We start from the raw sequence: 26,545 nt of genomic DNA, 5'->3' as shown, positions 1-26,545 counted from the left end.
GCGGATACGCATGATCGGGCACCGGCGCGGTGCCCGATCAGGTCTTGAAGGATTTTTTTGTAGTGATATTGTTTAATACAATATTTATTTATAATATTTATTGAAAGATTTGCTTGGGTGAGCGCGTTATTCGTCTGCATCGTTCATGGGCATGATCTTCGGATCGTCCTGATCGCCGCGGCGCTTTGCTGTGTGGGCGCATGGGTGACGGCGCGACTGTTCCGCCGGGCGTTGCATACCCGGGGGTTGCAGCGCGGCGGATGGTATGTGCTCACGGCCCTGGCGGCCGGCGTTGCGATCTGGTGTACGCATTTCATCGCGATGATGGGCTTCCGCGCGGGGACGGGTGTCACGTTCGACCCGCTTCTGACCTTGACTTCGCTGTTCATCTGCGTCGGCGGGAGCATATTGGGCTTTGTCGCCACCGGCAGCAGCGTCATTCGCTGGCCGGCCGTGACGGGGGGCGTGCTGCTCGGCTGTTCGATCGTTGCCATGCATTATGTCGGCATGGCGGCCTTTCACGCTCACGGCCGGGTCGCCTGGGACATGCCCCATGTGATCGTGTCGGGCCTGCTCGGGCCCGTCCTGGCCATGGCGGCCCTGCACATGGCGCTGAAGCGGACGGGCGTGGGGGCCAATGCCATGGCGGCGCTGTTCGCGGCCGCCATCGTGTGCGTGCATTTCGTCGGCATGGCGGCCTTTCATGTCGTCGGAACCGGCGAGACCATGGCGCCCGGCCATGCCCTCGCCCTGAAGACCCTGACCATGGCCGTGATCGGCATGAGCCTGATCATTCTCGTGATGGGCATGGTCAGCTATCTGATCGACGACAGTGCCCGGGCCGAGACGATCGAGCGCCTGCGGCGCATGGCGTTGAGCGACGTGCTGACCGGGCTGCCGAACCGGGCGCATTTCAACGACCGGCTGGATTCCGAAATCGTCCGGGCGGAGCAGCGCGGGAGCAGGCTGGCGCTGATCGGGATCGATCTCGACCGGTTCAAGGATATCAACGATCTGCGGGGGCATTCGGTCGGCGACGAGGTGCTGCGCGTGCTGGGGCGCCGCATGAACGCCCTGGTACGGGACGAACGCGGCGAATTCATCGCCCGGACCGGCGGCGACGAATTCGCCGCGATCTGCCGCGTCGGCGCGCCGGACGACGTGGCGGGCTTCGTCGACCGGATCGTCAAGGCCCTTTCCGCCCCGATCAGGGCCGACGACCTGGACATCTCGCCCGGCGGCAGCCTGGGGGTCGCGGTCTTTCCCGACGATGCCGCCGACAGGGAAAACCTGGTCAACGGCGCGGACCTCGCGATGTATCGCGCGAAATCGAACCCCTTGCAGCGCGTCTGCTTCTATGAAGCCGGCATGGACGAGCGGAACCGGGAACGGCGCGCGCTGGCGGCCGACCTGCGCGATGCGATCGGCCGGAACCAGTTGACGCTGCATTACCAGGTCCAGACCATCGTATCGACCGGGCGTATCCGGGGCTACGAGGCCCTGCTGCGCTGGACGCATCCGAAGATGGGCGAGATTCCGCCCGGAGACTTCATTCCGCTGGCCGAGGAGAACGGGCTGATCGTCCCGATCGGCGAGTGGGTGCTGCGCACCGCCTGCCGGGAAGCCGCGACATGGGAGCCGCCTTATACCATCGCGGTCAATCTTTCCGCCGTGCAGTTCGTCATCGCGGATCTGCCGGAGGTGATCCGGACGGTTCTGGCCGAGACCGGGCTGGCCCCGGCGCGGCTGGAGCTGGAGCTGACGGAATCGACCATCTTCGCCGATCGCGAACGGTCGCTGGAGATGCTGCGCCAGATCAGGGACCTGGGGGTGAGCATCGCCCTGGATGATTTCGGCACCGGCTATTCGTCGCTGGATACGCTGCGGTCCTTCACGTTCGACAGGATCAAGATCGACCGGTCCTTTTTCTGTTCCCAGGCCGCCACGGCCCAGACCATGGCCATTATCCGGGCGGTCCTGGCCCTGGGGAGGAGCTTCGGCATTCCGGTGACGGCCGAGGGTATCGAGACCTACGACCAGCTTTCGATGCTGAATGCCGAAGGCTGCCAGGAAGCGCAGGGGTTCCTGCTGGGGCATCCGGTCACGATCGACGACATCATCCGCAGGGGGCAGATCGCGCGGGTGGCGTCCGAGGCATGACCCTCCATTGGCCCTTCGGCCGCGAAGGCTGGTTTTCGGCGGCGGGGAGCGCCGAGCTGGCCGTGGCACGGTATCGCCGCTGCGCCCAGCATCTGCCGATGATGTATGCCGTGCTGCTGGTCAATATGTGGCTGCTGGCCGCCATCTTTGCCCGGCAGGCGCCCGGCTGGCTTTCGATCGGCTATCCGGCGGCGGCCAGCGTGTTCTGCGCCGTCCGGATGCGATCCTGGCTTCGGGCGCGCCGGCGCGAGCCGACGCCGGCACGGGCCCAGGCGGCGCTGGCCAATACCGGCCGCCTTGTCGTCGGGCTGGTCATTGCCCAGTCCGCGTGGACATTCGCCCTTTATGGCCGTGGCGACGAGGCGACGCGTTCGTTCCTGTTCCTCTCCGTCGCGACCACAACGCTGTCGGCCATGCAGTGCCTGGTGCATCTGCGGGGGGCGGCGATCGGGCTGGCGGCCGTCGGCAATGCGACGCTTCTGGCCCTGTGCCTGGTCGGCGCGACGCCGTTCGATCTCGCCGCCGCGCTGAGCCTGCTGGCTGCCTCGGCGGGGGGGATCGGCGTGCTGACCGATACCTCCCGCGATTTTTCGCAAACCGTGAATGCCCGTGCCGAGGAGGTGCGGCGGACGAAGGAGCAGGAACTGCTGCTGCGGATGATCGACGACATGCCCGTGGCGGTCATGACGGTGGAACCGCGGACCTGCGTCATCAACTACGCCAACCGGATGTCCAAGACGCTGATCCGCAATATCGAGCATCTCCTGCCGATCCGGGCCGACGACCTGATCGGCACCTCGATCGATGTGTTCCACCGTTCGCCGGGGCACCAGCGCAGGATCCTGGCCGATCCGCGCAACCTGCCGCACAATGCGCGCATCCGGCTGGGCGGCGAGGTGCTGGACCTGAAGATTTCCGCCATCATCGCCAAGGACGGCCATTACATGGCGCCCATGCTGACCTGGGCGCTGGTGACGAAGGAGGCCGAGGCGGAAAACCGTATCCGGCATCTGGCGCATTACGACGCGCTGACCGGCCTGCCCAATCGGGTGACCTTGCGCCGGGAGCTTGAAGACCGCCTGGCCTCGCCGGGCAATCGCGCCGGATTGCTGTATGTCGATCTGGACGGGTTCAAGCTGGTCAACGACACGCGGGGGCACCAGATCGGCGACGCGCTGCTCCGGCAGGTGACCGCGCGGCTGAAAAGAGTGTGCAACGGCCCCGCCGTGACGGTCACGCGCCTGGAAGGGGATGAGTTCGCCGTGCTGCTGCCCCATGATTGCCGCCCGCAGGCCCAGTTGCAGGCAGACCTGGTCGTGACGGCGCTGGGGACGCCCTTCGACCTGGAGGATGCGGGGACGATCCAGATCGGGGCGTCGGTCGGCATCGCGCTGGCGCCGGAGCATGGCGGGGTGCCGGATATCCTGCTGGCCCGCGCCGACATGGCGCTGCATGCCGCCAAGGAGGCGGGCCGGGGAGCGGCGCTGATATTCTCGGCGGAACTGGAAGGGCGCGTGCAGGAGCGCGTGCGCCTGGAAGACGCGCTTCGGTCGGTGCTGGCGAGCCGGGATGGGTTGTTCGTGTTCTACCAGCCGATCGTCAACCTCCAGTCCGGCCGCGTGGCTGCCCGCGAGGCGCTGGCGCGCTGGCATCACCCCCGGCATGGCTGGATTTCGCCCGCCCGGTTCGTGCCGGTGGCCGAGCAATGCGGCCTGATCGACCGGCTGGGCGCGTTTATCCTGGACCAGGCCTGCCGGAGCGCCGCGCGCTGGACGGACGGGGCGCATGTCGCCGTCAACGTGTCGGCGCTGCAACTGGGCAAGGGAACGCTGGTGGATGCCGTCGCGGCGGCGCTGGCGGATTCCGGCCTGCCGGCGGAGCGGCTGGAGATCGAGGTCACGGAAACCGCGCTGCTGCGCGACGAGCATCGCGGCATCCAGGATCTGCTGTCGCTGCGCGAGATGGGGGTGCGGGTGTCGCTGGACGATTTCGGGACCGGCTATTCGTCGCTGGCGCATCTGCGCACCTTCGCGTTCGACAAGATCAAGATCGACGGCTCGTTCGTGCGCGATGCGCTGGCGCGGCCGGAATGCGCCGCCGTGGTCGGGGCCATCGCCGGCCTGGGCAAGCGGCTGGGGGTGCGGATCGTCGCCGAAGGGGTCGAGACCGAGGCGCAGCTTTCCCTGGTGCGCGCGGAAGGGTGCCAGGAGGTGCAGGGGTATCTCTACGGCCGGCCGGAGCCGACGGAAGCGGATGTGCCGCTGGTCGCGCTGCTCGACCGGCGGTTGTGAGGTCAGGCGGGCGCGTCTTCCCGCCGTGCCCAGGGTGGCAGGGCGAACGCGTCGACCAGATAGTCCAGCAGCGCGTTGATGCGTGCCGGGCGCAGCGCGCTGGGCGGGGTGACCAGATAGAGCGCGATCGCGGGGGCCTGCCAGTCCGGCAGGATGATCTCCAGCCGTCCGGCCTGCAGGCTGTCCCAGATCATGAATTCCGGAAACACGCCGAAGCCCAGCCCGGCTTCGAGCGCCGGCAGGAAGCTTTCGGCATTGTTCGCGCGCAGGCGCGATGCCTGGGACAGCACGTGATCCTTGCCCGAGGGCGTGTGGCGCAGCCGGATCATGCCCGGCGCGGAGGTGTTGGTGTAGACGAAGCTCTTGTGCGGCTCCAACTCGCGCGGGTGGGTCGGCCGGCCGGTCGTGTCGAGCCAGGCGGGGGTGGCGACCAGCAGCAGACGGACCGCGCAGAGGCGGCGCGCCCGCAGCGACGAGTCCGCCAGTGCCGCGATCCGCAACGCGAGGTCGTAGCCTTCGGCCACCAGATCGACGATCGCGTCGCTGAAATCGAGCGTCAGGTCGATGTCGGGATAGCGTTGCAGGAAGGCGGGCAGAACCGGCGAGAGGTGCTTGATGCCGAAGGTCATCGGCGCGGCGATGCGGATCAGGCCCGACGGCCTCAGCGTGCCGTCCCGCGCCCCGGCCTCGGCGGCTTCGGCTTCGGCGATGATCCGGTTGGCGTGGCCCAGGGCGTGGCGCCCCATCTCGGTCAGGGACAGTTGCCGCGACGTGCGGTTGAACAGGCTTGCCCCCAGCGTCTGTTCCAGCCGGGCCACCGCCTTGGAAACGGTGGGCTTGGAGAGCTGGATATCGTCCGCCGCGCGGGCGAACGACCCCCATTCGGCCACCTTCGCGAAAATTGCCCAGGCTTCGAAATCGGGCAGGCGCATGGATGGGGCCTCGTTGGAAACAGTGCGGCGGGTCCCCTGCCATATCTTCTGTGTCCGCGCCCGTCCAGATGGAGGAAATTCCGGAAATGGTGGGTTTCGTGTCCTGCCGTATCGCCGCGTATCGGTGGAGGCGTAGGGTCTGGCTGGACATTCAACGCAGATGGAGGCGATTGCGATGATCGACGTGCGGCCGTTCGCGGAGCTGGGCCATGCCGACCATGGCTGGCTGGACGCGAAACATCATTTTTCCTTCGCGGATTATCATGATCCGCGCCGGATGCATTGGGGCGCCCTGCGCGTGTGGAACGACGATGCCATCGCGCCCGGCACCGGTTTCGGCGCCCATCCGCATCGCGACATGGAAATCATCACCTATGTTCGCGAAGGCGCCGTGACCCACGAGGACAGCCTGGGCAATACCGGGCGCACCGAGGCGGGCGACGTGCAAGTGATGTCGGCCGGCACCGGCATCCGGCACAGCGAGTACAATCGCGAGCCCGGCACCACGCGGCTGTTCCAGATCTGGATCATGCCCGATCGGGCGGGGCATGCGCCGTCATGGGGCACGCGGGCCTTTCCCCGTGGCGCGCGGGGCGGGGGTTTCGTGGCGCTGGCCTCGGGCCGCGCGGCCGACGCGGGCGGCGATGCGCTGCCGATCCACGCCGATGCGCGGGTGCTGGGCGCGACCCTGAAGAAGGGCGAGCGCGCGGAATACCATCTGGGCGCCGAGCGGCTGGGGTATCTGGTGCCCGCCGCGGGACGGGTGGAAATCGAGGACCGGACGGTGGGAACCCGGGACGGCGCGGCGATTTCCGGGACCGACCTGCTGGTCGTGCGGGCGCTGGAGGATGCCGAGATCGTGCTGGTGGATGTCGCGGCCTGACCGGCGCCGGTGCGGCTTGATTTTTGCGGCGCGGCATCGCTTGATGCCGCCATGACCATCAGACTGGACGAGAGCTGGAAGACGGCGCTGGCCCCCGAGTTCGACGCGCCCTACATGCGGGCGCTGAAGGATTTCCTGCTGGCGGAGAAGGCACGGGGCAAGGTGATCTTTCCGCGCGGCCCGGACTATTTCCGCGCGCTGGACCTGACGCCGCTGGACGACGTCAAGGTCGTCATCCTGGGGCAGGACCCCTATCATGGCGACGGGCAGGCCCATGGCCTGTGCTTCAGCGTGCGGCCGGGGGTGCGGATTCCGCCGTCGCTGGTCAACATCTACAAGGAGATCCAGAGCGACCTGGGGATCCCCCCCGCCCATCATGGGTTTCTGGAATCCTGGGCGAAGCAGGGCGTGCTGCTGCTGAACAGCGTGCTGACGGTGGAGCGGGGCAACGCGGCCTCGCACCAGAAGCGGGGGTGGGAGCGGTTTACCGACGCGGTGATCGCCCGCGTCAACGAGCAGCGCACGCCGGCGGTGTTCATGCTATGGGGGGCGTATGCCCAGCGCAAGGCGGCCTTCGTCGACCAGTCGCGGCATCTGGTCCTGAAGGCGGCGCATCCTTCGCCGCTGTCGGCGCATAACGGATTCTTCGGCTGTCATCATTTTTCCAAGGCCAATGCGTTCCTGGCCGCCCATGGGCTGACGCCGATCGACTGGCGGCTGCCGGCCGAGCCGCCGAAGGACGCCTGAGGGAGGCGTTCTCCGGCGGCGATCGTCAGGCCGGAGGCAGGGTGGCGGGGTGCAGGCGCTCGAGCGGGCAGAGGGTCGCGCCGGCGCAGGTGCCGATCGGCAGTTCCGTGGCGTTCGGGCCCAGCAGGTCCGGCCGTCGGGCCGAGCGGAGCTGTTCCAGCCCCTGATGCAGGACGACCACACGCACCGCGCGGCTGCCATCCCCGAGGTGCCAGCGTTCGAAGGCCAGGGTCGTATCGGGTGCGGTCGGGTCGGGCTGGTCGGCGAAATGCCAGTCCAGGCCGAAGATCGTCGCCAGCATGTCCAGGGTCGTGTCGTGGCCGGCGAACAGGACCAGCCGCGCGGCCGGGCCGATCGTGCCGTGGTCGGGGAGGGTGACCGGGCGGCCCGCCAGCAGGTCGATGACGGCGCGGGACAGGACCGACCCGCGTGGCAGCGCGATGGCGGGCAGGCGGCGGGTCAGCATCGCGGCATAGGCATGCGCCGGCAGGATCGTCGCGAGCAGGGCCGCGTCGTCCGGCGCGCCCCAGGCGACCTGTCGCGGGCTCATGCCCTGGCTGTAGGCCAGCATCATGTTTTCCGCGATCGTGGCGGCCTGGACCGGGCCGCCCTTCAGGTGCGGCGCCCCGTGCCGCCAGGACAGGGGCCGCCAGGACAGGGACAACCCGCCCGTCAGGCATGGGCCGTCCGGCCGCGCGCAGCCATCGGGGGCGACCAGGGCCTGGAGCCGGGCCAGCGCGTCGCGGACCGGGGGCGGCCGCTGGGCGCGGTCCCGGGTGATGGCCTGCCCCAGCGCCTCGGTGACGCGGGGCTGGTCCAGGGTCGCGGCGCCGGCGGCCAGGGCGTTGAAGAACGGGTCCGCCTGGCCGGCCGCCAGGGAGTGGGCGGCCAGGCCGCATCGGGGGGCGAGGCTGGCGGCCATGATGGCGCCGCTCTGGCGCGTGCGGTCGTCGGCGGCGTCGGCCCAGATCGCGACCGTGCCGGGGGCGGGGCAGCCGGTTGCGGGCAGGAGCCCCAGCCGCCGGTAGCGCGCGCCCAGCGCCTCCGCCATGCCGGCCAGCGCCGCGCGCCCGTGCGGGGTCAACTGCCCGGGCGGTACCGGCCAGGCCGGCCAGTCGCGGCCGGTCAGGGCCTTCAGCCCCTCCGGCGCCGTCGTCGGGCTGCGGATGCCGTGGCGGGAGACCAGTACGAGCTTTTCCAGCGTCGCGCCGGCGAGGGCGGCGGGGCCGGGCGTGGCGGCCCTGGCGCCGCCGCCACATGTCGCGGCGAGCATCAGGGCGGCGCCGAGGAGACGCCAGCGGGCGTATGTTTGGTGGGGGATCATGGCAGGGTCATCGACAGGTTGAAGAATACGCTGCGGCCGGACAGGCGCCAGTAGAGCGGCGCGCCGTCGGGATAGCCCTTGCTGGCCGCCGACTGGTTGCCGGCGAAATCGCTGATCGCGTGGCTGCCGAACAGGTTGGCGATCTTGAGGCTGGGGGTCAGGTCGCTCATGAAACCGGCCAGGTGGCGGAAATGCCAGCCCAGTGCCAGGTCGGCGGTCGTGGTGCTGCCGACGCGATACTGGTTGGCGAAGACGGTGTGGCCGGCGCTGTCGGTGGTGCTGTCCAGCCCCCAGTGATTGCCGACGAACTTGCCGATCAGCGAGAAATAGGGGCCCGTGCCGTTGTCATACAGCAGGCCGAACGAGGCCAGCACGTTGGGGGTTTCCGCCACGCGGATGCGGGTATGTTTGTACTGGGCGTCGTTCACGCTGTAATTGCCGTAGAGCGAGACGCCGGCGCCGATCGCGTATTGTCCTTCGATCTCCAGGCCCTTGTAGATGGCGCCGCTGCTGTTGACCGAGGTGCTTTCCATGCCGATGCCGGGCACGTTGATCCGGGCCGAGGCGATGTAATTGGAGAAATCGATGTAATAAGCGTCGGCCGAGAGGGTCCAGCGCTTTTTCTGGAGTACCGTGCCGACCTGGTAGTTCAGCGTGGTTTCCGGTTGGACGTTGCCGACATCCTGGGTCTGGAACACGCTCATCGGCGGGGCGAGGAAGCCGCGCGCGATCTGGCCGTAGGCGCTCCAGCCCGGCAGGATGATCTGGTTGAGCGCGATCGAGGGCTGCCAGGAGGTGAAGGTCTGCCGGGTGTTCAGCGGCTGCTTCGTCGTCTTGTTGATCGACGCGTCGTAGTCGCGGTGGAAATAGGAATATTTGATGCCGGGCTTGATCGTCATGCCGCGCAGCGGGTGCCAGTCGAATTCCAGATAGGGCTGGACGGTCGTGTTGAGGTCGGAAATATCATAGTTGAACGCGGTGCCGGTCTTGCCGGGGACCGGGATGCCGTTCCGGCTGAGATCGATGGCGTAGGTGTAGCGCCGGTCGTCCTGCACGTCGGCCCACACGCCCAGCAGCACGTCGCCGACCGGGGTCCTGGCCCGGAATTTCATGGTGTCGCCGTAATCGCGGAAGGCGGCGCGGGCATATTTCCCCGGAACGTCGGTGCGGTCGGTCGCCAGCTTCCTGCCGGTGGCGGAATAGAAGGTCACGCCGTTGGCGGACGGGTCGTTCTGGCTGGCGTCGGTCGATTCGGTGTAATCATGCACGAAGCCGTCGGTGTAGAGCTTGTTTTCGAATGTCAGCCAGGGCGTGAAGCGGGTCTTGAGATTCACGTAGCTGAAGTCGGACTGGTAGGTGCTGGGGTTGTAGCCGTAATAGCATTGCAGCGCGCGGTTGAAGCACAGCCCGTAATTGTCGCCATATTTCGCGTAATCCGCCAGCGTCGCGCCCTGGGTGGTATATTGCCATTCCTTGTCGTAGGTGGTCAGCAGCGTCAGCGTCGTGTGCGCGCCCAGGTCCAGCACGTCCTTGAACAGCAGGTTGCTGCGCCGTTCCGCCGATCCGGTCAGGTAGCCGTCGGTTTCCTCGTGCTGCATGTCCAGCACCATGGCGCCGAAGCCGGTCTTGCCGCTGTCGATCTCGATGCCGCCGGCGCGGGTGTTGAAGCTGCCGTAGGTGCCGTAGGGCGTGACGCCGAAATGTTTGGCCGGCGCCCGGGAATCGAAGCCGATCGTGCCGCCGAAGGTCGCGTTGCCCAGGGTCGATGCCGTGCCCGGGCCGCGATCGACCTGCACCTGGTCGAGAAAATGCGAGATGAAAAGGGAGGAAGTGGTGTGATGCAGGTCCGACGCATCGCCGAACGGGATGCCGTCGAACGTCATGTTGTACTGGCCGTCCTGGAAGCCGCGCAGGCTGATCGTCTCGGCCTTGCCGATGCCCGGCCCGTTGGGGTTCTGCGACCAGATGCTGGGCTGGAACTTGATGATGTCGTCCACGCTGGCCAGCGGGATGATGTTGTTCGCGATGAAGCGCTTCTGGATCACGGATGTCGGCTCGGTGATCGTCAGCGGCACGGTCGACGGGGCCAGGCGCTCGGCGCGCCGGATCACCGTGATGTCCTCGGCGTCGTGCCGCGTGGCGTGGGTGGATGCGGCCGGGTGGGGGGTGGCATCGGTCGGGTCTTCGATCAGCAGTCCGCCGTCATGCTGCCGCACGGTGCGCAGTCCGCTGCCGCGCAGCAGGCGGGATGCCGCCTCCTCGACGCCCAGCGTGCCGTCCAGCGCGGGGGCGCGGCGGTTGCCGATGACGCCGCTGGCGAACAGGATGTCCCGCCCGCTGATCCGGGACAGGTCTTCGAGGGAGTCGGCCAGGGGCTGGGCGGGCAGATGCACGGTGATGGCGGCCGGTGTCGCGGCGTCGGCGGCGGCCGGCGGCAGGCCGGCGAGGACGGTCATCACGACCAGCATCCTGGCCAGGCGCCGGGGCGGGAACGGTTGGGACGAGGGGGGATACATGGAGGCGGGGCATCCTGTCTGTGGCGCCGGTCGGTCCGGCTCGCAGGCGTGACGAACGGCCCGGACGAGTCCTCACACGATGCGATCGGATTTCATCGAAGCTTCATAATGCGCAGGGTCGCGCCGCTTTCGATCCGCACGGGCAGCAGGCGGGTCAGGGCCCGGGCGAAACCGTCCATGTTGCCGGTATGATACAGCCCGCTGATCCGCAGCGCGCCGATGCCGGGGGAGGCGATGTCCATCTTCCGGCCGCTGTAGCGGTTCATCTCCGCGATTGCCTCGGCCAGGGGCGTGTCGCGGAACACGACGCGCCCGGTGCGCCAGGCGATCAGATCGTCCAGTCGCGGGTGGTCGATGCGGGGGGGCTGGCCGGCCCGCAGGGTCAGGCGCGTGGCCCGGCCGATCGCGATGGCGCCGGTGATGGTGCCCCCGGCCGGCCCGGATGCCGGCAGGGCGGTCAGCGTGCCGTCCAGGACCGTGGCGGCCAGTCCGTCATCGAGCAGGCGGATGTCGAACTGGCCGGCGGCGCATGCCAGGATGCAGGCGGCGGTCGCCAGGCGCAGCGGCGCGGCGCGGCCGGACAGCGCCAGGGCGATCCGGCCATCGGCCAGCCATGCCTGGTCGCGGGCCGCCTGCGGCGGGAGGACCAGCATGCTGCCGGTATCGAGCAGCAGGTCGGCGCCGCCGGGCAGCACGCAGCGCCGGCATTCGCCGGTGGCGGTGCGCAGGACCATCGCCTCGGCCGGCGTGCCGGGGCGGCCGAACAGGCTGGCGGCGAGGCCGATCCCGACCGTCAGCGCGGTGCGGCGGGAGGCGGCGGTGCGCCGGCCGTCGTTCCGCCCCAGCGTCGCGGACGAGGCCCAGACGCCCGACATCAGGGAAAAGACCTCGCGATGGCGGGGATGTTCGTCCAGCCAGGCGGTGAAGCGGCGCTGTTCGTCCTCGGTGCAGTCCTCGGCGCGCAGGCGCGCCGACCAGCGGGCGGCGGCCTGGACGGTGCCGTCGCTCATGCCGCCTCGCCCTCCAGCAGGGCGGTCGTCAGGACGCAGAGGGCCTTGCTGATCTGCTTTTCGATCGTGCTGACGCTGACGTCCAGCCGGGCGGCGATGGTCCGGTAGGGCAGATGCTCCAGCCGGTGCATCAGGAAGATGCGCGCGGTACGGGGGGCGAGGCCCGCGAAGGCGGCCTCGATCCGGGCGAGTTGCTGCCGCCCCAGCACCACCGCGTCGGGCAGCGGCATCGGGCAGGCGATGGTGTCGGCCTGGTCGGGCGGCAGGCTGACCAGGCCGTCGCGGCGTTCGCGGCGATAGGCGTCTATGGCCAGGTTGCGGGCGGTGCGCAGCACATAGGCCTCGGTATGGGCGATTCCCGCCTGACCGCGTTCCAGGATGTGCAGCAGGGCGGTTTGCAGCAGGTCGTCGGCATCGTGCCGCCCCGTCAGGCGGCGGACGCGCGCGTGCAACGACGCCCAACCGCTCTGCCGGATCGCCCAATCCGTCATGTCGCCCGCGTCTCCGCCCCATATGCCGGTATCGCGCGGACCCTAGAGGGGCGGCCGGGTCCTGTCATCCGCGTCGCCGCGTGAACGGATCGTTATTCTTTAAGCCTTCATGATCGCGCAGCGCATTGCTGACCAGACTTGTTCTCGGGGCGCCAGCAACATTATGTTAAAAATCAGACGTTCATGATGATAAGGATATTCGGACATGCGGATTGTGGCCTCGCTGGCGGTTGTCGTCGCCCTTGGTTCCGTGCCCTCGCTTTCCCATGCCGCGACGCTGCATGCGACGTGGGAGACATTCAAGGCCGGCCGCGCGCTGCGCCATCTTTCCAATGACGGGCAGCGTGCGTTGGCGGACATCGTGACCGCCCGGCAGCTTGTCGCGCAGGACAAGGTGGATCAGGCCGTGCCGCCGCTTTATGACGCGCAGAAGCGCCTGGAGGCCGCCCGCAAGGCCGAGGCGGGCTTCAATGCCGCGGAGAGCGCGCTTCAGCCCGCGCCGCAGCATCCACCGGCGCCGACGCACCAGCCTGTGACGACGCCGACGGAGTGGGTGCCGGTGGGCGGCGAATTCGTCGCCAGCGACATCATGGCGCCCGAGAAGAAGGCGGCGATCGCTTCGGCCAATGCCCAGCTCAAGGCGGGTGACACCCAGGCGGCGGCGCAGACGATGCAGGTCGTCGGCGAGGATGTCGATTTCATCGTCGCGCTGGCGCCGCTGGACCAGATGGAAGGCGCGGTGAACCGGGCGACCGTGTTCGTCGAGGGACGCCAGCCCAAGCAGGCGGCCGAGGCGCTGGACCAGGCGCTGGATGGGATCGTCTTCGTGTCGCAGGATTTCATCGAGACCCTGGCGCCCGCGCCGGGGCAGCCGGCGAAGACGCCGGCGAAGAAGTAAAACCGAAACGCGGGCCGCCCCGGCGCGGGCGCCCGCCTTTTTCCTGCCCGCCTTCCTCCGCTTGCCTTCCGCGTGCCGCCGGGTCTAGGGGTGGGTGCGGAATGGGCAGCGACGGAAGGGGCCGGAGGCCGTGTACGGTCGGGGCATGATCGGGCTGGGGCGGCCGGGGTGGGGCCGGTGGATGGTCGCGCTGGCCGTGCTGTGCGGCTATCTCGGCCTGCTGGGCATCCAGGCGCGGGCGCTGCCCGGCGAGATGCCGCGTGCCACGCTGGAACGCCTGGCGGGTATTCGTCTGGCGGTGCCCGCCTTTTCCGACACCTGCGGCGATATGGCCGGAATGGCCATGGCGGGGATGCCCTGCCCTGGCGACCGGTCGCCGGACCATGCGCCCGCCCAGGATGCCTGCCCGCTCTGCCCGCTGCTGCATCTGTCGCTGGTGGTGCTGCCGGTTGTTCTGGTGGCGCTCTGTGTCCTGCACCGGCTGGCGCGGGTGCGTTACAGCCCCGCCCGGCCCCGCGCGCCGCCGGTGCGCCGGGCCCTGCTGCGGCCGCCGGCCATCGGGCCGCCCCTGACAATCTGAGAATCTGACCGGATCGGGCGCGCAGGCGGCATGCCGACGCGCGTGATGCGCATGCCGACGGTCGTTGCCCGGCGGCGGCGTCCGCGCGGCTGCGTGACGGTCTGGTCGGTCTTCGGGACCGAGAGGCTCCTGGGGCACGTGATCGGACGCCGATGCGCGTGTTCCGGCGGCCGTGGCTTTCTCTCAGATCAGGTTTCTTTCATGACAGATCATGTCCGGTCCTTGCGGATCGGTGCCGTGGCGTTCGGCTGGGCCGTCGCCTGCGGCCTGGCGGCCGGTTCGGCGTGGGCGGATTCCGTGCCGTCCGCATCCTTATCCCAGCCTGCCGCGACGGCGGGTGAGTTCATTACCGTCAACGGCGCTCGCCGGCCGGTGGGGCATGGCGCGGATACGGCGGCCCTGCTGTCTCACGCGCTGGGGTTCAGCACCTATGCGGCCGGCGGGGTATCGGCGCTGCCGGTGCTGAACGGCATGGCCGACGACCGGGTGGCGACCTTCGTCGATGGCATGCGGATTGCCTCGGCCTGCCCGAACCATATGAATCCGGCGATGTCCTATATCGATCCCGACAGTGTCGCGTCGGCGGTCGCGATCGCGGGTGTGACCTCCGTGAGCCAGGGGGGCGACAGCACCGGCGGCACGGTTTCCGTCGAGCGTCGCGATCCGCAATTCGCCACGGCGGGCAGGATGCTGGTGACCGGCCATGTGCGGGGGGATTATCGCAGCAATGGCGGAGGGTCCGGCGCTTCGGGGTCGGTGACGGTGGCGAACGATCTGCTGAGCCTGCGCTATACCGGCTCCTACAGCCATGCCAGCGACTATCATGCCGGCGGCGACGGGCCGCGCGTGCGCTCGACCAGTTATCTCAGCTTCAATCATGCCGTCACGCTGGGGGTGCATGAGGGCAATCATCTGCTGGCGCTGACGGTCGGGCAGCAGGACATTCCGTATGAGGGATTTCCCAACCAGTATATGGACATGACCAATAATCGCTCGACCTTCGTGAACGGAAAATACAAGGGCGATTTCAAGTGGGGCACGCTGGAGGCGCGCGGGTTCTGGCAGCGGGTCGACCATGTGATGGACATGATGCCGGACAAGGGCGGCCATACCGCCGCCACCGGCATGCCCATGAACACGGATGCCCGGACGGCGGCCTATGCGATCAAGGCCACGATTCCGCTCGGCCCGCGCCACGAGCTGGGCGTGGGCAGTTCGTTCGACCATAACGGGCTGAACGACTGGTGGCCGCCGCTGGCCGGCAGCATGATGATGGGACCGAATACCTATCATAACATCAATGGCGGCCATCGCGACCGGCTGGGCCATTATATCGAGTGGAAGGCGCAATGGCTGCCGCGTCTTTCCACCGAACTGGGCATGCGCAGCGACCTGGTGATGATGAATACCGGCCCGGTCGCGCCTTATTCCTGGACCGGGATGATGAGCATGGCGGACGCGATGGCGGCCCGGCGGTTCAATGCGGCCGCACGCGGGCGGACCGACAGCAATTTCGACGTGACGGCGCTGGCGCGGTGGCATCCGCTCGACAGTTTGACGGTCGAAGGGGGGTATGCGCGCAAGACGCGTTCGCCCAATCTGTATGAGCGCTATGCCTGGGGCAGGGGAGCCATGGCCAGCAGCATGATCGGCTGGTTTGGCGACGGCAATGGCTATGTCGGCAATCTGAACCTCGCGCCGGAGATCGCCAATACCGCCAGCATGACGGTGACGTGGCACGATCCGCGCGACGGGGCGTGGCTGGTAAAGATCCAGCCCTATTACACCTATACCCATGACTATATCAACGTGAAGCGGATCGGGAGCTTGCCGGGCGGGCTGTCGCAATTGCAGTTCGTCAATCACGACGCGCAGAGTTACGGGATCAATGGATCGGCCGTGGCGCGTCTGTGGCGGAGCGGTGCCTTTGGCACGGGGGAGCTGCGTGCCGACCTGAACTGGGTGCGCGGCCAGGACCTGGTGACGCATTCCGGCCTGTATCACCAGATGCCGGCCAACGGCACGATTGCGGTGCATGAGGCGTATGGGAACTGGACCGGCCGCGTCGAGGTGACGCTGGTCAAGGCGAAGGACACGGTGGACTGGCTGCGGAACGAGCCGCGCACGCCGGGCTATGCGCTGCTGGGGCTGGGCGGCAGCTATCGCTGGCGGAACCTGACGCTGGATGCCGGCATCGATAATGTGCTCGATCAGCGATATGATCTTCCGCTCGGGGGGCTGTCTCTGGGCGATTACGAGGCGACCGGGGTGCTGGGGCCGCTGCCCGGGCTGGGGCGGTCGTACAATCTGAGCCTGACGGCGCGGTTCTGACCGTCGGTAAACCGGCTTTTCATTTGGAAATCGGGGTTTGTAAAAGCTTTACAGAAATACAGCATGATGGCCGGTTTCCGGCTTCCGGCGGGGGAAGGGGGGCGCTAAGGCTGGTGACGCCACGCTTCCCCAGAATAACGGAAACCGTCATATGTCATATCAGGAATCGGCAACCGCCAAGCTCAACCAGATCATCGAGGCCAAGCAGGGCACCTGGGGCGGGATCAATCCCGACTATGTCGTGCGCATGCGCTTGCAGAACCGGTTCCAGACCGGGCTGGACATCGCGCGCTACACGGCCGCCATCATGCGCCAGGACATGGCCGCCTATGATGCCGATCCGGCGCAGTACACCCAGTCGCTGGGGGCCTGGCACGGTTTCATCGCGCAGCAGCAGATGATCTCGGTGAAGAAGCATTTCGGGTCGCTCAAGGGCCGCTACCTGTACCTGTCGGGCTGGATGGTGGCGGCGCTGCGCTCGGAATTCGGGCCGCTGCCCGACCAGTCGATGCATGAGAAGACGGCCGTTCCGGCGCTGATCGAGGAGATCTATACCTTCCTGCGCCAGGCCGATGCGCGCGAACTGGGGATGCTGTTCCGCGACCTCGATGCCGCGCGCGAAGCGGGCGACGGCGCGCGCCAGGCCGAAATCCAGGCGAAGATCGACAGTCACGAGACCCATATCGTGCCGATCATCGCCGATATCGACGCGGGTTTCGGCAATGCCGAGGCAACCTATCTGCTGTCGAAGAAGATGATCGAGGCCGGTGCCTGCGCCATCCAGATCGAAAACCAGGTGTCGGACGAAAAGCAGTGCGGCCACCAGGATGGCAAGGTGACGGTGCCGCACGAGGACTTCCTGGCGAAGGTGCGCGCCGTGCGCTACGCTTTCCTCGAACTGGGCGTGGAAGACGGCGTGATCGTCTGCCGCACCGACAGCCTGGGCGCGGGCCTGACCAAGCAGATCGCCTATAGCAGCGAACCCGGTGATCTGGGCGACCAGTACAACGCCTATCTGGATTGCGAGGAGGTGACCGACGGCACCGTGCGCAATGGCGACGTGATCATCGCCCGCGACGGCAAGCTGCTGCGCCCCAAGCGGCTGCCCAGCAACCTGTATCAGTTCCGCCCCGGCACGGGGGCCGATCGCTGCGTGCTGGATTGCATCACCGCGCTGGAAAACGGTGCCGACCTGCTGTGGATCGAAACCGAAAAGCCGCATATCGAGCAGATCGCCGGCATGATGGACCGTATCCGCGAGGCCGTGCCGAATGCAAAGCTGGTCTACAACAACTCGCCGTCCTTCAACTGGACGCTCAATTTCCGCCAGCAGGTCTATGATGCGTGGAAGGAAGGCGGGCGCGACGTCGCGGCCTATGACCGCGCGAAGCTGATGGCGCAGAGCTATGACGAGACCGATCTGGCGAAGGAAGCCGACGCGCGCATCCGCACCTTCCAGCGGGACGCGTCGAAGCGGGCCGGCATCTTCCACCATCTGATCACGCTGCCGACCTATCATACGGCGGCGCTGTCGACCGACAGTCTCTCCAAGCGGTATTTCGGCGAGGAAGGGATGCTGGGCTATGTGCAGAACGTCCAGCGCGAGGAGATCCGCCAGGGGATCGCCTGCGTCAAGCACCAGAACATGGCCGGGTCGGATATCGGCGACGACCACAAGGAATATTTCGCCGGCGAGGCGGCGCTGAAGGCCGGCGGCGCGCATAACACGATGGGGCAGTTCGGCTGACGGCCGCACCCCCCGGCGTGCAGGAATAACAACAAGCAAGAATGGTTATGATGACTGGCCCGGTCTTCCCGATGGAAGGCCGGGCTTTTTTGTGTGAAGGATTGTGAGAGGGGCGGAACGGAGCGCGGCGCCGATCGGTGGGGAGCGGTTCACACATGACCCGGATGCGCAGCCAAAATGGCGCGAAGACGCTGATTGAGCGGCTCTGAATAGAACCGTGCGATGAGGGCCGCCAGAAGCGCCGATCCGAGCATGAAAATGGCCAGCAATATCAGTTTCAGGTTTCCGGTTGCGCTTGCGGATGCGACGATACTGCGCAGGAGTGCCAAGACGATCAGGTGGAAAAGATAGAGTTCATAACTCTGCCGCCCGAACCATTCGATCATGCGCAGCGCCGGGTTGCGTTGGGTCATGGGGCCTGCGGGACGGGTGTTTCCGGCCCAGAGAAGGATGGCCGCGCCTATGGCCATCAGGGTCACGCCATAGACATTCGTGGCGCCGATTGACTTCCACAAATACAGCGTTGCCATGCCCGCGACGACAAGGGTCTGGATGGTAGGCATGGCGGATCCGTGCAGAGGCAGCCTGCGTGCCAGCAGTGCTGTGCAACACCCTATGGCGATGCCGTCAAAGGCGGCAAAATAGGCGAACAGGAACATGGCTTCATCACCCTGATGAAAGAGCCGGTATAGCGGACCGATCAAGATGATCAGTATCCAGAAGAGCATGATCCATCGAACACGGCGAAGATTTCGGCAGGTCAGAGGAAAGGTCAGGTAAAACACTTCCTCGACCGACAACGACCACAAGACGCCGAGAGGGTAGTTCACCCAGCCCAGATGACCGATGAGACCATTCATCCAGAATGTCAGGGCCGCAAAATCGACCAGCCATCGCGACACTGGCTCATGAGTGCCGGGGATGTGGTTGCCGAACAGAGGGAGCCCGGCGAAGTCGAGCGCGTTGACGACCAGGAGGAGAAGAAGCAGGCAGGGAATGATGCGGGCGATTCTCGATCCATAAAACGACCGGATATCGATTTGAGAGAGATTTCCCCATCTCTTTTCGGAATTTGTCGTGATAAGGAAACCTGAGATGACGAAAAAGATCGTTACGCCGTAATTTCCGTTCCGCGCCACGGCCCGTATGAAATCGGGCGTGAGCCATCGACCGAGAGACGTATCGGGCAGGTGATAGGCGATATTGAAATGATGAAACAGGACAAGGAGAATTGAAACGCCACGCAGGATATCAATGCGCCGGTTGCGAATGCCAGTGCTCATGGAGCCGTCCTTGGACGAGGAAAGTCGGGTGGAGGCGCTTCGTCAGGGAAGTGGAGCGAGAGAGACCGTCGATTTTTCCATTCGCGGCCATCGGCGATGACGGGCAGAAGGGACGTCACGGTTTTTCTTCCTGGTCGAGACGTTCGATAAGGGCGGCAAGCTGATCCCGATCGAGCATCTTCGCGTCGGCCATTCCAACCAGAACGTCATCCACCGACCCTTGGCAGAAGCGATCCACGATCCGTTTCACGGCCCGGGCCGCCAGTGTCTTTCGGGGGATGGAGGCCTTGAAAAGGTAGGTGCGACCCTCGACGGTGTGGCTTACAAGCCCTTTTCGCTCAAGGCGTTTGAGGACGGTTCGGACCGTGGAGTCCTTGGAATTGCGCGGAAGAGCTTCGCGCACCGTATCGGCGGTGACGGGACCGTGTTTCCACACGAGTTCCATGACGTCCCGTTCCAGATCACCCAGATCGGGCACTTCGGTTACCACGGCGCTCTTTCCCGCTCTCTTTCTGTTACGAAGCGTAGCGCTACAATTCGTAGCATTTTGGTCTGCCGTAATTCAAGCTTGTATCTGTTATCTGTCGTCCGGTCTTGCCGTGCCGGTTGCGGACATTCCGTTCCTCTGTGCGGGCTTCCTGGCCCTTGCGCCCGGTGGCGGGTTTTGTGACGCCTGACCGCATGGTCGGGGTCTTCGACGCGTTCTGTCCTACAGAAAATACACTATAAAATAGTGGAATATGGTCCGTGGGCCGAATGTTTGACCAAAATTAACTGGTAAAAATGGATAAATAACTTCTTGACGATATTGACCGTTAAATTGCGACGTGTCATCGATCATTGCGGGTCGCATTTCATGCAAAAAAAATCGTGGAATGTCCGTCTTGGTCGGCCGGGGATACGTAAGGCTATGAAAGAAGGTTTGAAAGTCCGGCGCATGCTGGCCGTGGCGACGGCCCTGTCGACCAGTGTTCTGCCGGTTCTGGCGCAGGCGGCGCCGCGCGACGATGAAATAACGGCGTTGCGGCGCGAAATGCGCGCGATGCAGCGCCAGATGGGCGATGAGATACGGGTGCTCGAGGCCCGGATCGCCCGTGACGAGGGCCGGGCGGTGCCCGCCGCGGCGGACCATGCCGCTGGTGACGTGCCGCGCGTGGTGCATGCGCATCGCTGGGCCGGCGGCCCGTTGCCCGTGATCGGCGCGCCGCAGGGGCCGGCGGCCACACGGCGGCCGCGCACGGACGCCGAGACGCGCCTGATCACGCCCGAGGGGCCGATCCCCTCGTGGGCCGAGATCCGGGCCGCGACGGCGCGGGACGAGACGGTGCATGTGGGGGGGATGGGGATCGGCTTTCCGGGCGGGCGGCCCACCATCTCGTCCGACGACGGTGCCTACAGTTTCTCGCTCGGCCTGACGGCGATGGAGGATCTGGGCGGCTTTGTCGGCGCCGGGCCGAAGCGGGGCGAGACGAACGGCAACTTCAATTCCTTCACCCAGAATGCCCGGCGCCTGCGCCTGTATTTCTCGTGGCGCTACAAGGACTGGGTGGCGAACGTCACGCCTGAATTCGGCTCCAGCTCGGTCGACGGGTCGGTCAGCCTGTTCGAGGCCAACGCGAATTATACCGGCCTACGCCATACGACGCTGACCGTCGGCTATTTCCAGCCGCGCATGGAAGAAGAGAGCGCGGAGCGGGCGTCGTCCTTCGAATTCCTCGAACGCCCGACCATCATCGACCTGGTGCGCAACCTGGCGGGTGGTGTCGCGCGCTTCAGCGTGGGCGGCGAGCATTATGAAAACCGCTGGCAGGCGGCGGCCTATTTCACCGGCCAGAAATTCGGCGACCGGAACAAGGACGCGACGATTACCGACAGCCAGACCGGCGCGGTGGCCCGCATCGTCGGCCGGCCTTATGTCAGCCGGGATATCGACGTGCATGTGGGGGCGGGCGCGACCAGCGCCTTCAAGGTCAACCAGAATTCCAAGGGCCGGACCTATACTTTCAGCGACAATATGGAAGTGCCGCTGGGCGAGACCGCGCTGGTGACGTCGGGGGCGCTGAGCAACGTGTCCCAGATCTGGGCGGCCGGGCCGCAGATGGCCTTTCGGTGGCGGAACTTCCTGCTGAAGGGCGAATATTACCATATCGGGGTGGAGCGCGGGCACGAAGCCGGCGCGGCGCCCCTGCCGTCGCTGAATTTCGACGGGTGGTATGTCGCGGCCAACTACACCCTGCTGGGGCGCGGGCGCGGATATAACATCAGGACCGGTGCGTTCACCACGCCGGGCGTCGAGCATGATTTCGACCCGGCGCGCGGGGACTGGGGGGCGCTGGAACTGAGCGGCCGCTGGAGCGTGACGGACCTGGCCGACATTGCCAACCAGGGCGGCACGGGCATCAATGGCAACCAGCAGACGGTATGGGCCGGCGGGCTGAACTGGTACCCCAACCGGCATTTCAAGATCATGCTGGATTTCGACCATTTCATCGTGAGCCGGTCGAAGGGCGTGTCCGGCGGCGTGAACCTGCTGGGGCGCAACGGCAATGCCGTCGCCGGGCGCGTGCAGGCCACGTTCTGAGCCGGGCTTTCACTTTCTTCCGCAACTGTCATCAGGACGAGAAACGACATGAAGAACGGTTTGATCGTGCCGTCACGGCGCGGTTTCCTGGCGGGAACGGCGGCTGCCGCCACGGCCTTCGCCATCGGCGCGCGGCCGCGCCCGGCGGCGGCGGCGACGCGGCTGCTGAATGTCTCGTACGATCCGACGCGCGAGCTTTATGCCGATGCCGGGCGCGCCTTTTCCGCCTTCTGGGCCAAGGGGCATGGCGGCGAGCAGGTGGTGGTGACGTCGTCGCATGGCGGGTCGGGCGCGCAGGCGCGCGCGGTGCTGGAGGGGGCGCCCGCCGACGTGGTGACGCTGGGCCTGGCCTATGACATCGACATCCTGGCCCAGCACGGGCTGCTGGCGGCGGACTGGCAGAGGCGCCTGCCGCACAATTCCACGCCCTATACCAGCACGATCGTGTTCCTGGTGCGCAAGGGCAACCCCAAGGCCATTCATGACTGGCCCGACCTGCTGCGGGACGGCGTGCAGGTGATTACCCCCAACCCCAAGACCTCGGGCGGCGCGCGGTGGAACTATCTGGCCGCCTGGGGGTGGGCGCTGCGCCAGCCCGGCGGGTCGGAAGCCACGGCGACCGCGTATCTGAAAACGCTGTTCGCCCATGTGCCGGTGCTGGATACCGGCGCGCGCGGCGCGACCAACAGCTTCGTGCAGCGCGGGCTGGGCGACGTGCTGCTGGCCTGGGAGGACGAGGCGCTGCTGGCGGCGCGCGACCTGGGGCCGGACAGGTTCGACATCGTGGTGCCGCCGGTGACGATCCTGGCCGAGCCGCCGGTCGCGGTGGTGGACAGGAATGTCCAGGCGCATGGCACGGCGGCGGTGGCGAAGGGGTTCCTGGACTTCCTGTTCACGCCCGAGGGGCAGCGGATCGGGGCGAAGCATTATTTCCGGCCGGTGGACCCGGCGGTCGCGGCGGAAACGGCATCGGTCTTTCCGAAGACGACGACGTTCGACGTCGCCAGCCTGGGGGGATGGACGACGCTCCAGAAGACGCATTTCGCCGATGGCGGCGTGTTCGACCATATCTACAGCCGATAGCGGGTTCCTTCATGCTGTTTCGCCCGCGGCGGCGCGACGGGCTGCCGGGCCTGTCGCGATCCATCGCGTTCACGCTGGTCTGGATCGGCCTGATCGTCATGCTGCCGCTGGCGGCGCTGGTGCTGCGTCCGTGGCAGGACGGCAGCGGCGCCGTGCTGCGGGCGCTGCATGATACCCGCATGTATGCGGCGCTGCGCGTCAGTTTCGGCTGCGCCGCGCTGGCCGCGCTGGTCGACGTGCCGCTGGGCCTGCTGCTGGCCTGGGCGCTGGTGCGCGCGCGTCTGCCGGGCCGGCGGGCGGTCGATGCGCTGATCGACCTGCCGTTCGCGCTGCCGACCGCCGTGACCGGGATCACGCTGGCGACGCTGTACGGGCCGACCGGGTGGATCGGTGCGCCGCTGGCGCGGGCCGGGATCCGCGTGGCCTATACGCCCGCCGGGATCGTGGTCGCGCTGATGTTCGTCGGCCTGCCCTTTATCGTGCGCGCTGTGGAGCCGGTGCTGCGCGGGCTGCCGCCGGAACTGGAGGAGGCGGGGGTGCTGCTGGGGGCCAGCCCGATGCAGAATTTCCGCCGGGTGGTGCTGCCGCCGCTGCTGCCGCCGCTGGTGGCGGGGTTCGGCCTGGCGTTCGCGCGCTGTATCGGCGAGTACGGGTCGGTCATCTTCATTGCCGGCAACCAGCCGTTCCGCAGCGAGATCGCGCCGCTGCTGATCGTGGTGCGGTTGCAGGAATATGACTATGACGGCGCGACCGCGATCGCGCTGATCCTGCTGCTGAGCGCGCTGGCCTGCATGACCGGCGTGGCCGCGCTGCGCCGCCGCGTGTCGCGGGGGCTGGTGGCGCGGGGGGCGGCGTGATGGCCGGGCCTTCCGGTCGCGGCAATGCGGTGCTGGTCGCCGCCACCTACCTGACGGTGCTGGCCGTGCTGGTGCTGCCGGTGCTGCTGGTGATGGCCGAGGCCCTGCGCGCGGGCCTGCCGGCCGCGTGGCGCAGCCTGCTGGACCCGGACGCGCTGTCCGCGATCCGCCTGACGCTGGTGGTCACGCTGGTTGCCGTGGCCGTCAATACCGCGGGCGGGGTGATGGCGGCGTGGCTGGTGACGAAATACCGCTTTCGCGGGCGGGGGGTGCTGGTGGCGCTGATCGAATTGCCGATCAGCGTCTCTCCGGTGATCGCCGGGCTGGTCTGGCTGCTGTTGTTCGGCCGCCAGGGCTGGTGGGGCGGCTGGCTGGAGCGGCACGATATCCAGATCGCGTTCGCCACGCCGGGGATCCTGCTGGCTACGCTGTTCGTGACCTTTCCCTATGTCGCGCGAACGCTGATGCCGCTGATGGAGCAGCAGGGGCGCGAGGCGGAGGAAGCGGCGTTCCTGCTCGGGGCGGGGTTCTGGCGGACGTTATGGAGCGTGACGCTGCCGGATGCGCGCTGGGCGCTGCTGTCGGGCATTCTGCTGACGACCGCGCGGGCGATCGGCGAGTTCGGCGCCGTGTCGGTGGTTTCGGGCCATATTCCGGGCCTGACCGAAACCATGCCGCTGCATATCGAGACGCTCTATAACGGCTACCAGACGGTCGCCGCCTTCGCCATGGCGGCGCTGCTGGCGCTGATCGCCATGGCCACCGTCCTGCTGCGGTCGTTTCTCGAACATGATTTCAGGAAGGCCTCGTCATGAGCGTCCAGATCCAGTCCCTGACGCGCCATGCGCCGAAGGCGTCGCGCAGGCTGCTCGACGATGTGTCGCTGACCGTCGAGGACGGGGCGTTCGTCGCCCTGGTCGGGCCGTCCGGGGCCGGCAAGACCACGCTGCTGCGCACCATCGCCGGGCTGGACGGGCCGTATGAGGGGTCGGTGCTGGTCGATGGCCAGGCGCTGGCGGGGCGGCCGATGCGCGAGCGGCGGATCGGCTTCGTGTTCCAGAACTACGCGCTGTTCCGCCACATGACGGTGGCGCGCAATATTTCCTTCGGGCTGGACGTGTTGCCCCGGCGCGCGCGGCCGGACCGGGCGGCGATCGCGGCGCGGGTGGCCGAATTGCTGGAACTGATCCAGTTGCCGGCGCTGGGCGGGGCGTATCCGGACCAGTTGTCCGGCGGCCAGCGGCAGCGGGTGGCGCTGGCGCGCGCGCTGGCGACGAAGCCCGGCCTGCTGCTGCTGGACGAGCCGTTCGGCGCGCTGGACCCGATCGTGCGGCGGCAGATCCGCCGCTGGCTGCGCGGGCTGCACGACCAGTTGGGGCTGACGACGATCCTGGTGACCCATGACCATGAGGAGGCGCTGGAGGTCGCGGACCGGCTGGTGGTGATGCAGGACGGCCGCATCGTGCAGGATGCGGCGGCCGAGATGCTGGATGTCGCGCCGGCCACGCCGTTCGTGATGGAATTTCTCGGCGAGGCGCTGGAGTTCGCCGGGCGGATCGCCCATGGGCGGTTCGAGCCGGATGACCAGGATGTGCTGTCCTTTCCCGCCGGCGCCGGCGAGGGGCCGGCGACGGCGTTCCTGCGGCCGCACGAGACGCGGCTGGTCGCCGGGGGAGGGGCGGCGCGCGCCACCCCGCTGGCCGGCGGGCGGGGTGGGCTGCGGCGGGTCGAGGTCGCCCTGGGCGCGCGGGTGGTCGAGATCCTCGTGCCGCCGGAGCGGCTCGACCTGATCGGGGCCGGGGGGCTGGGGCTGGAGATCGGGCGGGCACGCCTGTTTCGCGACGGCGTGCCGCTGACGGGCGCGCCGCCGGCGGCGAACGGGCGGGAGAGGGCGCGCGTGGCCGCCGGCTGACGGCGCGGCCAGGGTCGGCGGCCAGGGTCGGCGGCCAGGGGGGGGCGGCCAGGGGGTCAGCGGCGGGGGGCCACCAGCGCGAAGGGCGTGCCCTCCGGATCGCGGCATTGGGCGATCCACTGTCCGCCGGGGATCTCCGTCGGGTCCTGCACGGTGTGGCCGCCCGCCCGCGCGGCGCGGTCCAGCGCGGCGTCCAGGGACTCGACCGTGATGTAGAACAGCCAGAACGGCGCCGCGTCGGGCGACGCCATGACGCCGCCCACCGGCGGCCCGCCGGTGGCGAACATCTGGTAGAGCCCCTTCGGGCCCATATCCAGCGCGTCGGCCCTCGTCCAGCCGAACTGCCCGGCATAGAAGGCAAAGGCGGCCTCCTCGTCCCTTGCGTGGAGTTCGTGCCATGCGACATGTCCGGGGGCGCCTTCGGGGACCGGCGGCATCGGCTGCTCCTCGCCTTGGAAGAGGGCGAAGAGCGCGCCCTGCGGGTCGGTGACGACGGCGAAGCGGCCGACGCCCGGGATGTCGGCTGGAGCGTGCAGGATGGCGCCGGAGGCGGCGGCGATCCGGGCGCTGGCGGCATCGACATCGTCCACGCCGATATAGCCGAGCCAGCCCGGCCGGGCGGACGCGCCCTCGCCCGACAGGCCGACGAGCCCGGCCACGGGGCGCTCGCCGGCGCTGAGGATCCGGTAGGTCATGCCCGGGACCTCGGCATCGCGGGCCTGCCAGCCGATGACGGTGCGATAAAAGGATTCGGCGGCCGCTGGGTCGCCGGCGATCAGTTCGTACCAGACGAACGTGCCCGATGGGGTCGACATGGCGCATCCTCTTCAGCCGGTCCGATCCGGGCGGGCATCGCGCGGGGTGCGGGCGGCCCTGATGACCGTGGGGTGGGCCCCGGAGCATATCAAGCCGGGCCATT

The 26,545-nt window shown here is 67.6% G+C and carries 21 protein-coding genes; 13 read left to right on the top strand and 8 right to left on the bottom strand.

Annotation, left to right across the window (positions count from 1 at the left end):
* Positions 1 to 117 precede the first annotated feature (117 nt).
* The gene (locus HLH48_RS00940; RefSeq protein WP_182995619.1) at positions 118 to 2,160 is read left to right on the top strand and encodes a putative bifunctional diguanylate cyclase/phosphodiesterase; all 2,043 of its coding nucleotides are present in this window, start codon (positions 118 to 120) and stop codon (positions 2,158 to 2,160) included.
* Positions 2,157 to 4,451, top strand: a complete 2,295-nt coding sequence (locus tag HLH48_RS00935) for a putative bifunctional diguanylate cyclase/phosphodiesterase (protein WP_182995618.1) — start codon at positions 2,157 to 2,159, stop codon at positions 4,449 to 4,451. Before HLH48_RS00940 ends, HLH48_RS00935 begins: the two co-directional genes overlap by 4 nt.
* Positions 4,452 to 4,453: 2 nt before the next feature.
* Here the strand turns inward: HLH48_RS00935 and HLH48_RS00930 are convergent, their stop codons facing one another.
* Positions 4,454 to 5,383: a LysR family transcriptional regulator gene (locus tag HLH48_RS00930; protein ID WP_182995617.1), complete on the bottom strand. Its 930-nt coding sequence runs from the start codon at positions 5,381 to 5,383 to the stop codon at positions 4,454 to 4,456.
* A 175-nt stretch (positions 5,384 to 5,558) separates the two neighbouring features.
* Here HLH48_RS00930 and HLH48_RS00925 point away from each other — a divergent pair, with 175 nt between their 5' ends.
* Together HLH48_RS00925 and ung are read left to right on the top strand one after the other, a co-directional pair.
* Positions 5,559 to 6,266: a pirin family protein gene (locus HLH48_RS00925; protein WP_182995774.1), complete on the top strand. Its 708-nt coding sequence runs from the start codon at positions 5,559 to 5,561 to the stop codon at positions 6,264 to 6,266.
* 51 nt (positions 6,267 to 6,317) lie between these two features.
* On the top strand, positions 6,318 to 7,013 hold the full coding sequence (gene ung, locus HLH48_RS00920) for a uracil-DNA glycosylase (RefSeq protein ID WP_182995616.1): 696 nt from the start codon (positions 6,318 to 6,320) through the stop codon (positions 7,011 to 7,013).
* 25 nt (positions 7,014 to 7,038) lie between these two features.
* On the opposite strand, the gene HLH48_RS00915 is transcribed toward ung, so the two are convergent.
* The 4 genes from HLH48_RS00915 to HLH48_RS00900 form a co-directional block, all read right to left on the bottom strand.
* A complete protein-coding gene (locus HLH48_RS00915) occupies positions 7,039 to 8,337 on the bottom strand; it encodes a histidine-type phosphatase (RefSeq protein WP_182995615.1) in 1,299 nt (432 codons plus the stop codon).
* Positions 8,334 to 10,793 carry a TonB-dependent receptor domain-containing protein gene (locus tag HLH48_RS00910; RefSeq protein WP_182995614.1) on the bottom strand — a complete coding sequence of 820 codons (2,460 nt, stop codon included), beginning with the start codon at positions 10,791 to 10,793 and terminating at the stop codon, positions 8,334 to 8,336. The genes HLH48_RS00915 and HLH48_RS00910 overlap by 4 nt, the downstream gene beginning before the upstream one ends.
* Positions 10,794 to 10,945: 152 nt before the next feature.
* Positions 10,946 to 11,863 (bottom strand): FecR family protein, encoded by a 918-nt coding sequence (locus HLH48_RS00905; RefSeq protein WP_182995613.1) that lies wholly within the window; start codon positions 11,861 to 11,863, stop codon positions 10,946 to 10,948.
* The gene (locus HLH48_RS00900) at positions 11,860 to 12,354 is read right to left on the bottom strand and encodes an RNA polymerase sigma factor (protein ID WP_182995612.1); all 495 of its coding nucleotides are present in this window, start codon (positions 12,352 to 12,354) and stop codon (positions 11,860 to 11,862) included. The genes HLH48_RS00905 and HLH48_RS00900 overlap by 4 nt, the downstream gene beginning before the upstream one ends.
* Before the next feature lie 205 nt (positions 12,355 to 12,559).
* On the opposite strand from HLH48_RS00900, the gene HLH48_RS00895 reads away from it, so the two are divergent.
* The 4 genes from HLH48_RS00895 to HLH48_RS00880 all read left to right on the top strand — a co-directional run bounded on the left by HLH48_RS00895 (position 12,560) and on the right by HLH48_RS00880 (position 17,910).
* A complete protein-coding gene (locus tag HLH48_RS00895; protein ID WP_182995611.1) occupies positions 12,560 to 13,252 on the top strand; it encodes a YfdX family protein in 693 nt (230 codons plus the stop codon).
* A 130-nt stretch (positions 13,253 to 13,382) separates the two neighbouring features.
* The gene (locus HLH48_RS00890; RefSeq protein ID WP_264812488.1) at positions 13,383 to 13,832 is read left to right on the top strand and encodes a hypothetical protein; all 450 of its coding nucleotides are present in this window, start codon (positions 13,383 to 13,385) and stop codon (positions 13,830 to 13,832) included.
* Positions 13,833 to 14,033: 201 nt separating this feature from the next.
* A complete protein-coding gene (locus tag HLH48_RS00885; protein ID WP_182995610.1) occupies positions 14,034 to 16,163 on the top strand; it encodes a TonB-dependent receptor in 2,130 nt (709 codons plus the stop codon).
* Between the two features lie 151 nt (positions 16,164 to 16,314).
* Positions 16,315 to 17,910: an isocitrate lyase gene (locus HLH48_RS00880; protein ID WP_182995609.1), complete on the top strand. Its 1,596-nt coding sequence runs from the start codon at positions 16,315 to 16,317 to the stop codon at positions 17,908 to 17,910.
* A gap of 149 nt (positions 17,911 to 18,059) precedes the next feature.
* On the opposite strand, the gene HLH48_RS00875 is transcribed toward HLH48_RS00880, so the two are convergent.
* Complete coding sequence (locus HLH48_RS00875; protein WP_182995608.1) at positions 18,060 to 19,193, bottom strand: acyltransferase family protein; 1,134 nt, start codon at positions 19,191 to 19,193, stop codon at positions 18,060 to 18,062.
* A gap of 115 nt (positions 19,194 to 19,308) precedes the next feature.
* On the bottom strand, positions 19,309 to 19,683 hold the full coding sequence (locus HLH48_RS00870; protein WP_182995607.1) for a BlaI/MecI/CopY family transcriptional regulator: 375 nt from the start codon (positions 19,681 to 19,683) through the stop codon (positions 19,309 to 19,311).
* A gap of 420 nt (positions 19,684 to 20,103) precedes the next feature.
* On the opposite strand from HLH48_RS00870, the gene HLH48_RS00865 reads away from it, so the two are divergent.
* Genes HLH48_RS00865 through HLH48_RS00845 form a run of 5 tightly spaced genes read left to right on the top strand, consistent with a single transcriptional unit; the run spans position 20,104 to position 25,626 of the window.
* Positions 20,104 to 21,774: an OprO/OprP family phosphate-selective porin gene (locus tag HLH48_RS00865; protein WP_182995606.1), complete on the top strand. Its 1,671-nt coding sequence runs from the start codon at positions 20,104 to 20,106 to the stop codon at positions 21,772 to 21,774.
* A 48-nt stretch (positions 21,775 to 21,822) separates the two neighbouring features.
* Positions 21,823 to 22,857 (top strand): sulfate ABC transporter substrate-binding protein, encoded by a 1,035-nt coding sequence (locus HLH48_RS00860; RefSeq protein ID WP_182995605.1) that lies wholly within the window; start codon positions 21,823 to 21,825, stop codon positions 22,855 to 22,857.
* Positions 22,858 to 22,868: 11 nt separating this feature from the next.
* Positions 22,869 to 23,714 carry a sulfate ABC transporter permease subunit CysT gene (cysT, locus tag HLH48_RS00855; RefSeq protein WP_182995604.1) on the top strand — a complete coding sequence of 282 codons (846 nt, stop codon included), beginning with the start codon at positions 22,869 to 22,871 and terminating at the stop codon, positions 23,712 to 23,714.
* Positions 23,714 to 24,529 (top strand): sulfate ABC transporter permease subunit CysW, encoded by an 816-nt coding sequence (cysW, locus tag HLH48_RS00850; RefSeq protein ID WP_182995603.1) that lies wholly within the window; start codon positions 23,714 to 23,716, stop codon positions 24,527 to 24,529. Before cysT ends, cysW begins: the two co-directional genes overlap by 1 nt.
* On the top strand, positions 24,526 to 25,626 hold the full coding sequence (locus HLH48_RS00845) for a sulfate/molybdate ABC transporter ATP-binding protein (protein ID WP_182995602.1): 1,101 nt from the start codon (positions 24,526 to 24,528) through the stop codon (positions 25,624 to 25,626). The genes cysW and HLH48_RS00845 overlap by 4 nt, the downstream gene beginning before the upstream one ends.
* A gap of 56 nt (positions 25,627 to 25,682) precedes the next feature.
* On the opposite strand, the gene HLH48_RS00840 is transcribed toward HLH48_RS00845, so the two are convergent.
* Positions 25,683 to 26,441: a VOC family protein gene (locus HLH48_RS00840; protein WP_182995601.1), complete on the bottom strand. Its 759-nt coding sequence runs from the start codon at positions 26,439 to 26,441 to the stop codon at positions 25,683 to 25,685.
* Between the last annotated feature and the right edge of the window lie 104 nt (positions 26,442 to 26,545).

Source organism: Gluconacetobacter sacchari (assembly GCF_014174255.1).
GTDB lineage: Bacteria > Pseudomonadota > Alphaproteobacteria > Acetobacterales > Acetobacteraceae > Gluconacetobacter > Gluconacetobacter sacchari.
Note: the sequence above shows the minus strand (reverse complement) of the source record. Positions and strands in the feature narration are given on the sequence as shown.

What these genes read in the sequence shown, in the direction of transcription:
- HLH48_RS00935 (WP_182995618.1), top strand. Translation starts at nt 2,157, where the DNA reads ATGACCCTCCATTGGCCCTTCGGCCGCGAAGGCTGGTTTTCGGCGGCG.
- HLH48_RS00930 (WP_182995617.1), bottom strand. Translation starts at nt 5,383, where the DNA reads ATGCGCCTGCCCGATTTCGAAGCCTGGGCAATTTTCGCGAAGGTGGCC.
- HLH48_RS00925 (WP_182995774.1), top strand. Translation starts at nt 5,559, where the DNA reads ATGATCGACGTGCGGCCGTTCGCGGAGCTGGGCCATGCCGACCATGGC.
- ung (WP_182995616.1), top strand. Translation starts at nt 6,318, where the DNA reads ATGACCATCAGACTGGACGAGAGCTGGAAGACGGCGCTGGCCCCCGAG.
- HLH48_RS00915 (WP_182995615.1), bottom strand. Translation starts at nt 8,337, where the DNA reads ATGATCCCCCACCAAACATACGCCCGCTGGCGTCTCCTCGGCGCCGCC.
- HLH48_RS00910 (WP_182995614.1), bottom strand. Translation starts at nt 10,793, where the DNA reads ATGACCGTCCTCGCCGGCCTGCCGCCGGCCGCCGCCGACGCCGCGACA.
- HLH48_RS00905 (WP_182995613.1), bottom strand. Translation starts at nt 11,863, where the DNA reads ATGAGCGACGGCACCGTCCAGGCCGCCGCCCGCTGGTCGGCGCGCCTG.
- HLH48_RS00900 (WP_182995612.1), bottom strand. Translation starts at nt 12,354, where the DNA reads ATGACGGATTGGGCGATCCGGCAGAGCGGTTGGGCGTCGTTGCACGCG.
- HLH48_RS00895 (WP_182995611.1), top strand. Translation starts at nt 12,560, where the DNA reads ATGCGGATTGTGGCCTCGCTGGCGGTTGTCGTCGCCCTTGGTTCCGTG.
- HLH48_RS00885 (WP_182995610.1), top strand. Translation starts at nt 14,034, where the DNA reads ATGACAGATCATGTCCGGTCCTTGCGGATCGGTGCCGTGGCGTTCGGC.
- HLH48_RS00880 (WP_182995609.1), top strand. Translation starts at nt 16,315, where the DNA reads ATGTCATATCAGGAATCGGCAACCGCCAAGCTCAACCAGATCATCGAG.
- HLH48_RS00875 (WP_182995608.1), bottom strand. Translation starts at nt 19,193, where the DNA reads ATGAGCACTGGCATTCGCAACCGGCGCATTGATATCCTGCGTGGCGTT.
- HLH48_RS00865 (WP_182995606.1), top strand. Translation starts at nt 20,104, where the DNA reads ATGAAAGAAGGTTTGAAAGTCCGGCGCATGCTGGCCGTGGCGACGGCC.
- HLH48_RS00860 (WP_182995605.1), top strand. Translation starts at nt 21,823, where the DNA reads ATGAAGAACGGTTTGATCGTGCCGTCACGGCGCGGTTTCCTGGCGGGA.
- cysT (WP_182995604.1), top strand. Translation starts at nt 22,869, where the DNA reads ATGCTGTTTCGCCCGCGGCGGCGCGACGGGCTGCCGGGCCTGTCGCGA.
- cysW (WP_182995603.1), top strand. Translation starts at nt 23,714, where the DNA reads ATGGCCGGGCCTTCCGGTCGCGGCAATGCGGTGCTGGTCGCCGCCACC.
- HLH48_RS00845 (WP_182995602.1), top strand. Translation starts at nt 24,526, where the DNA reads ATGAGCGTCCAGATCCAGTCCCTGACGCGCCATGCGCCGAAGGCGTCG.
- HLH48_RS00840 (WP_182995601.1), bottom strand. Translation starts at nt 26,441, where the DNA reads ATGTCGACCCCATCGGGCACGTTCGTCTGGTACGAACTGATCGCCGGC.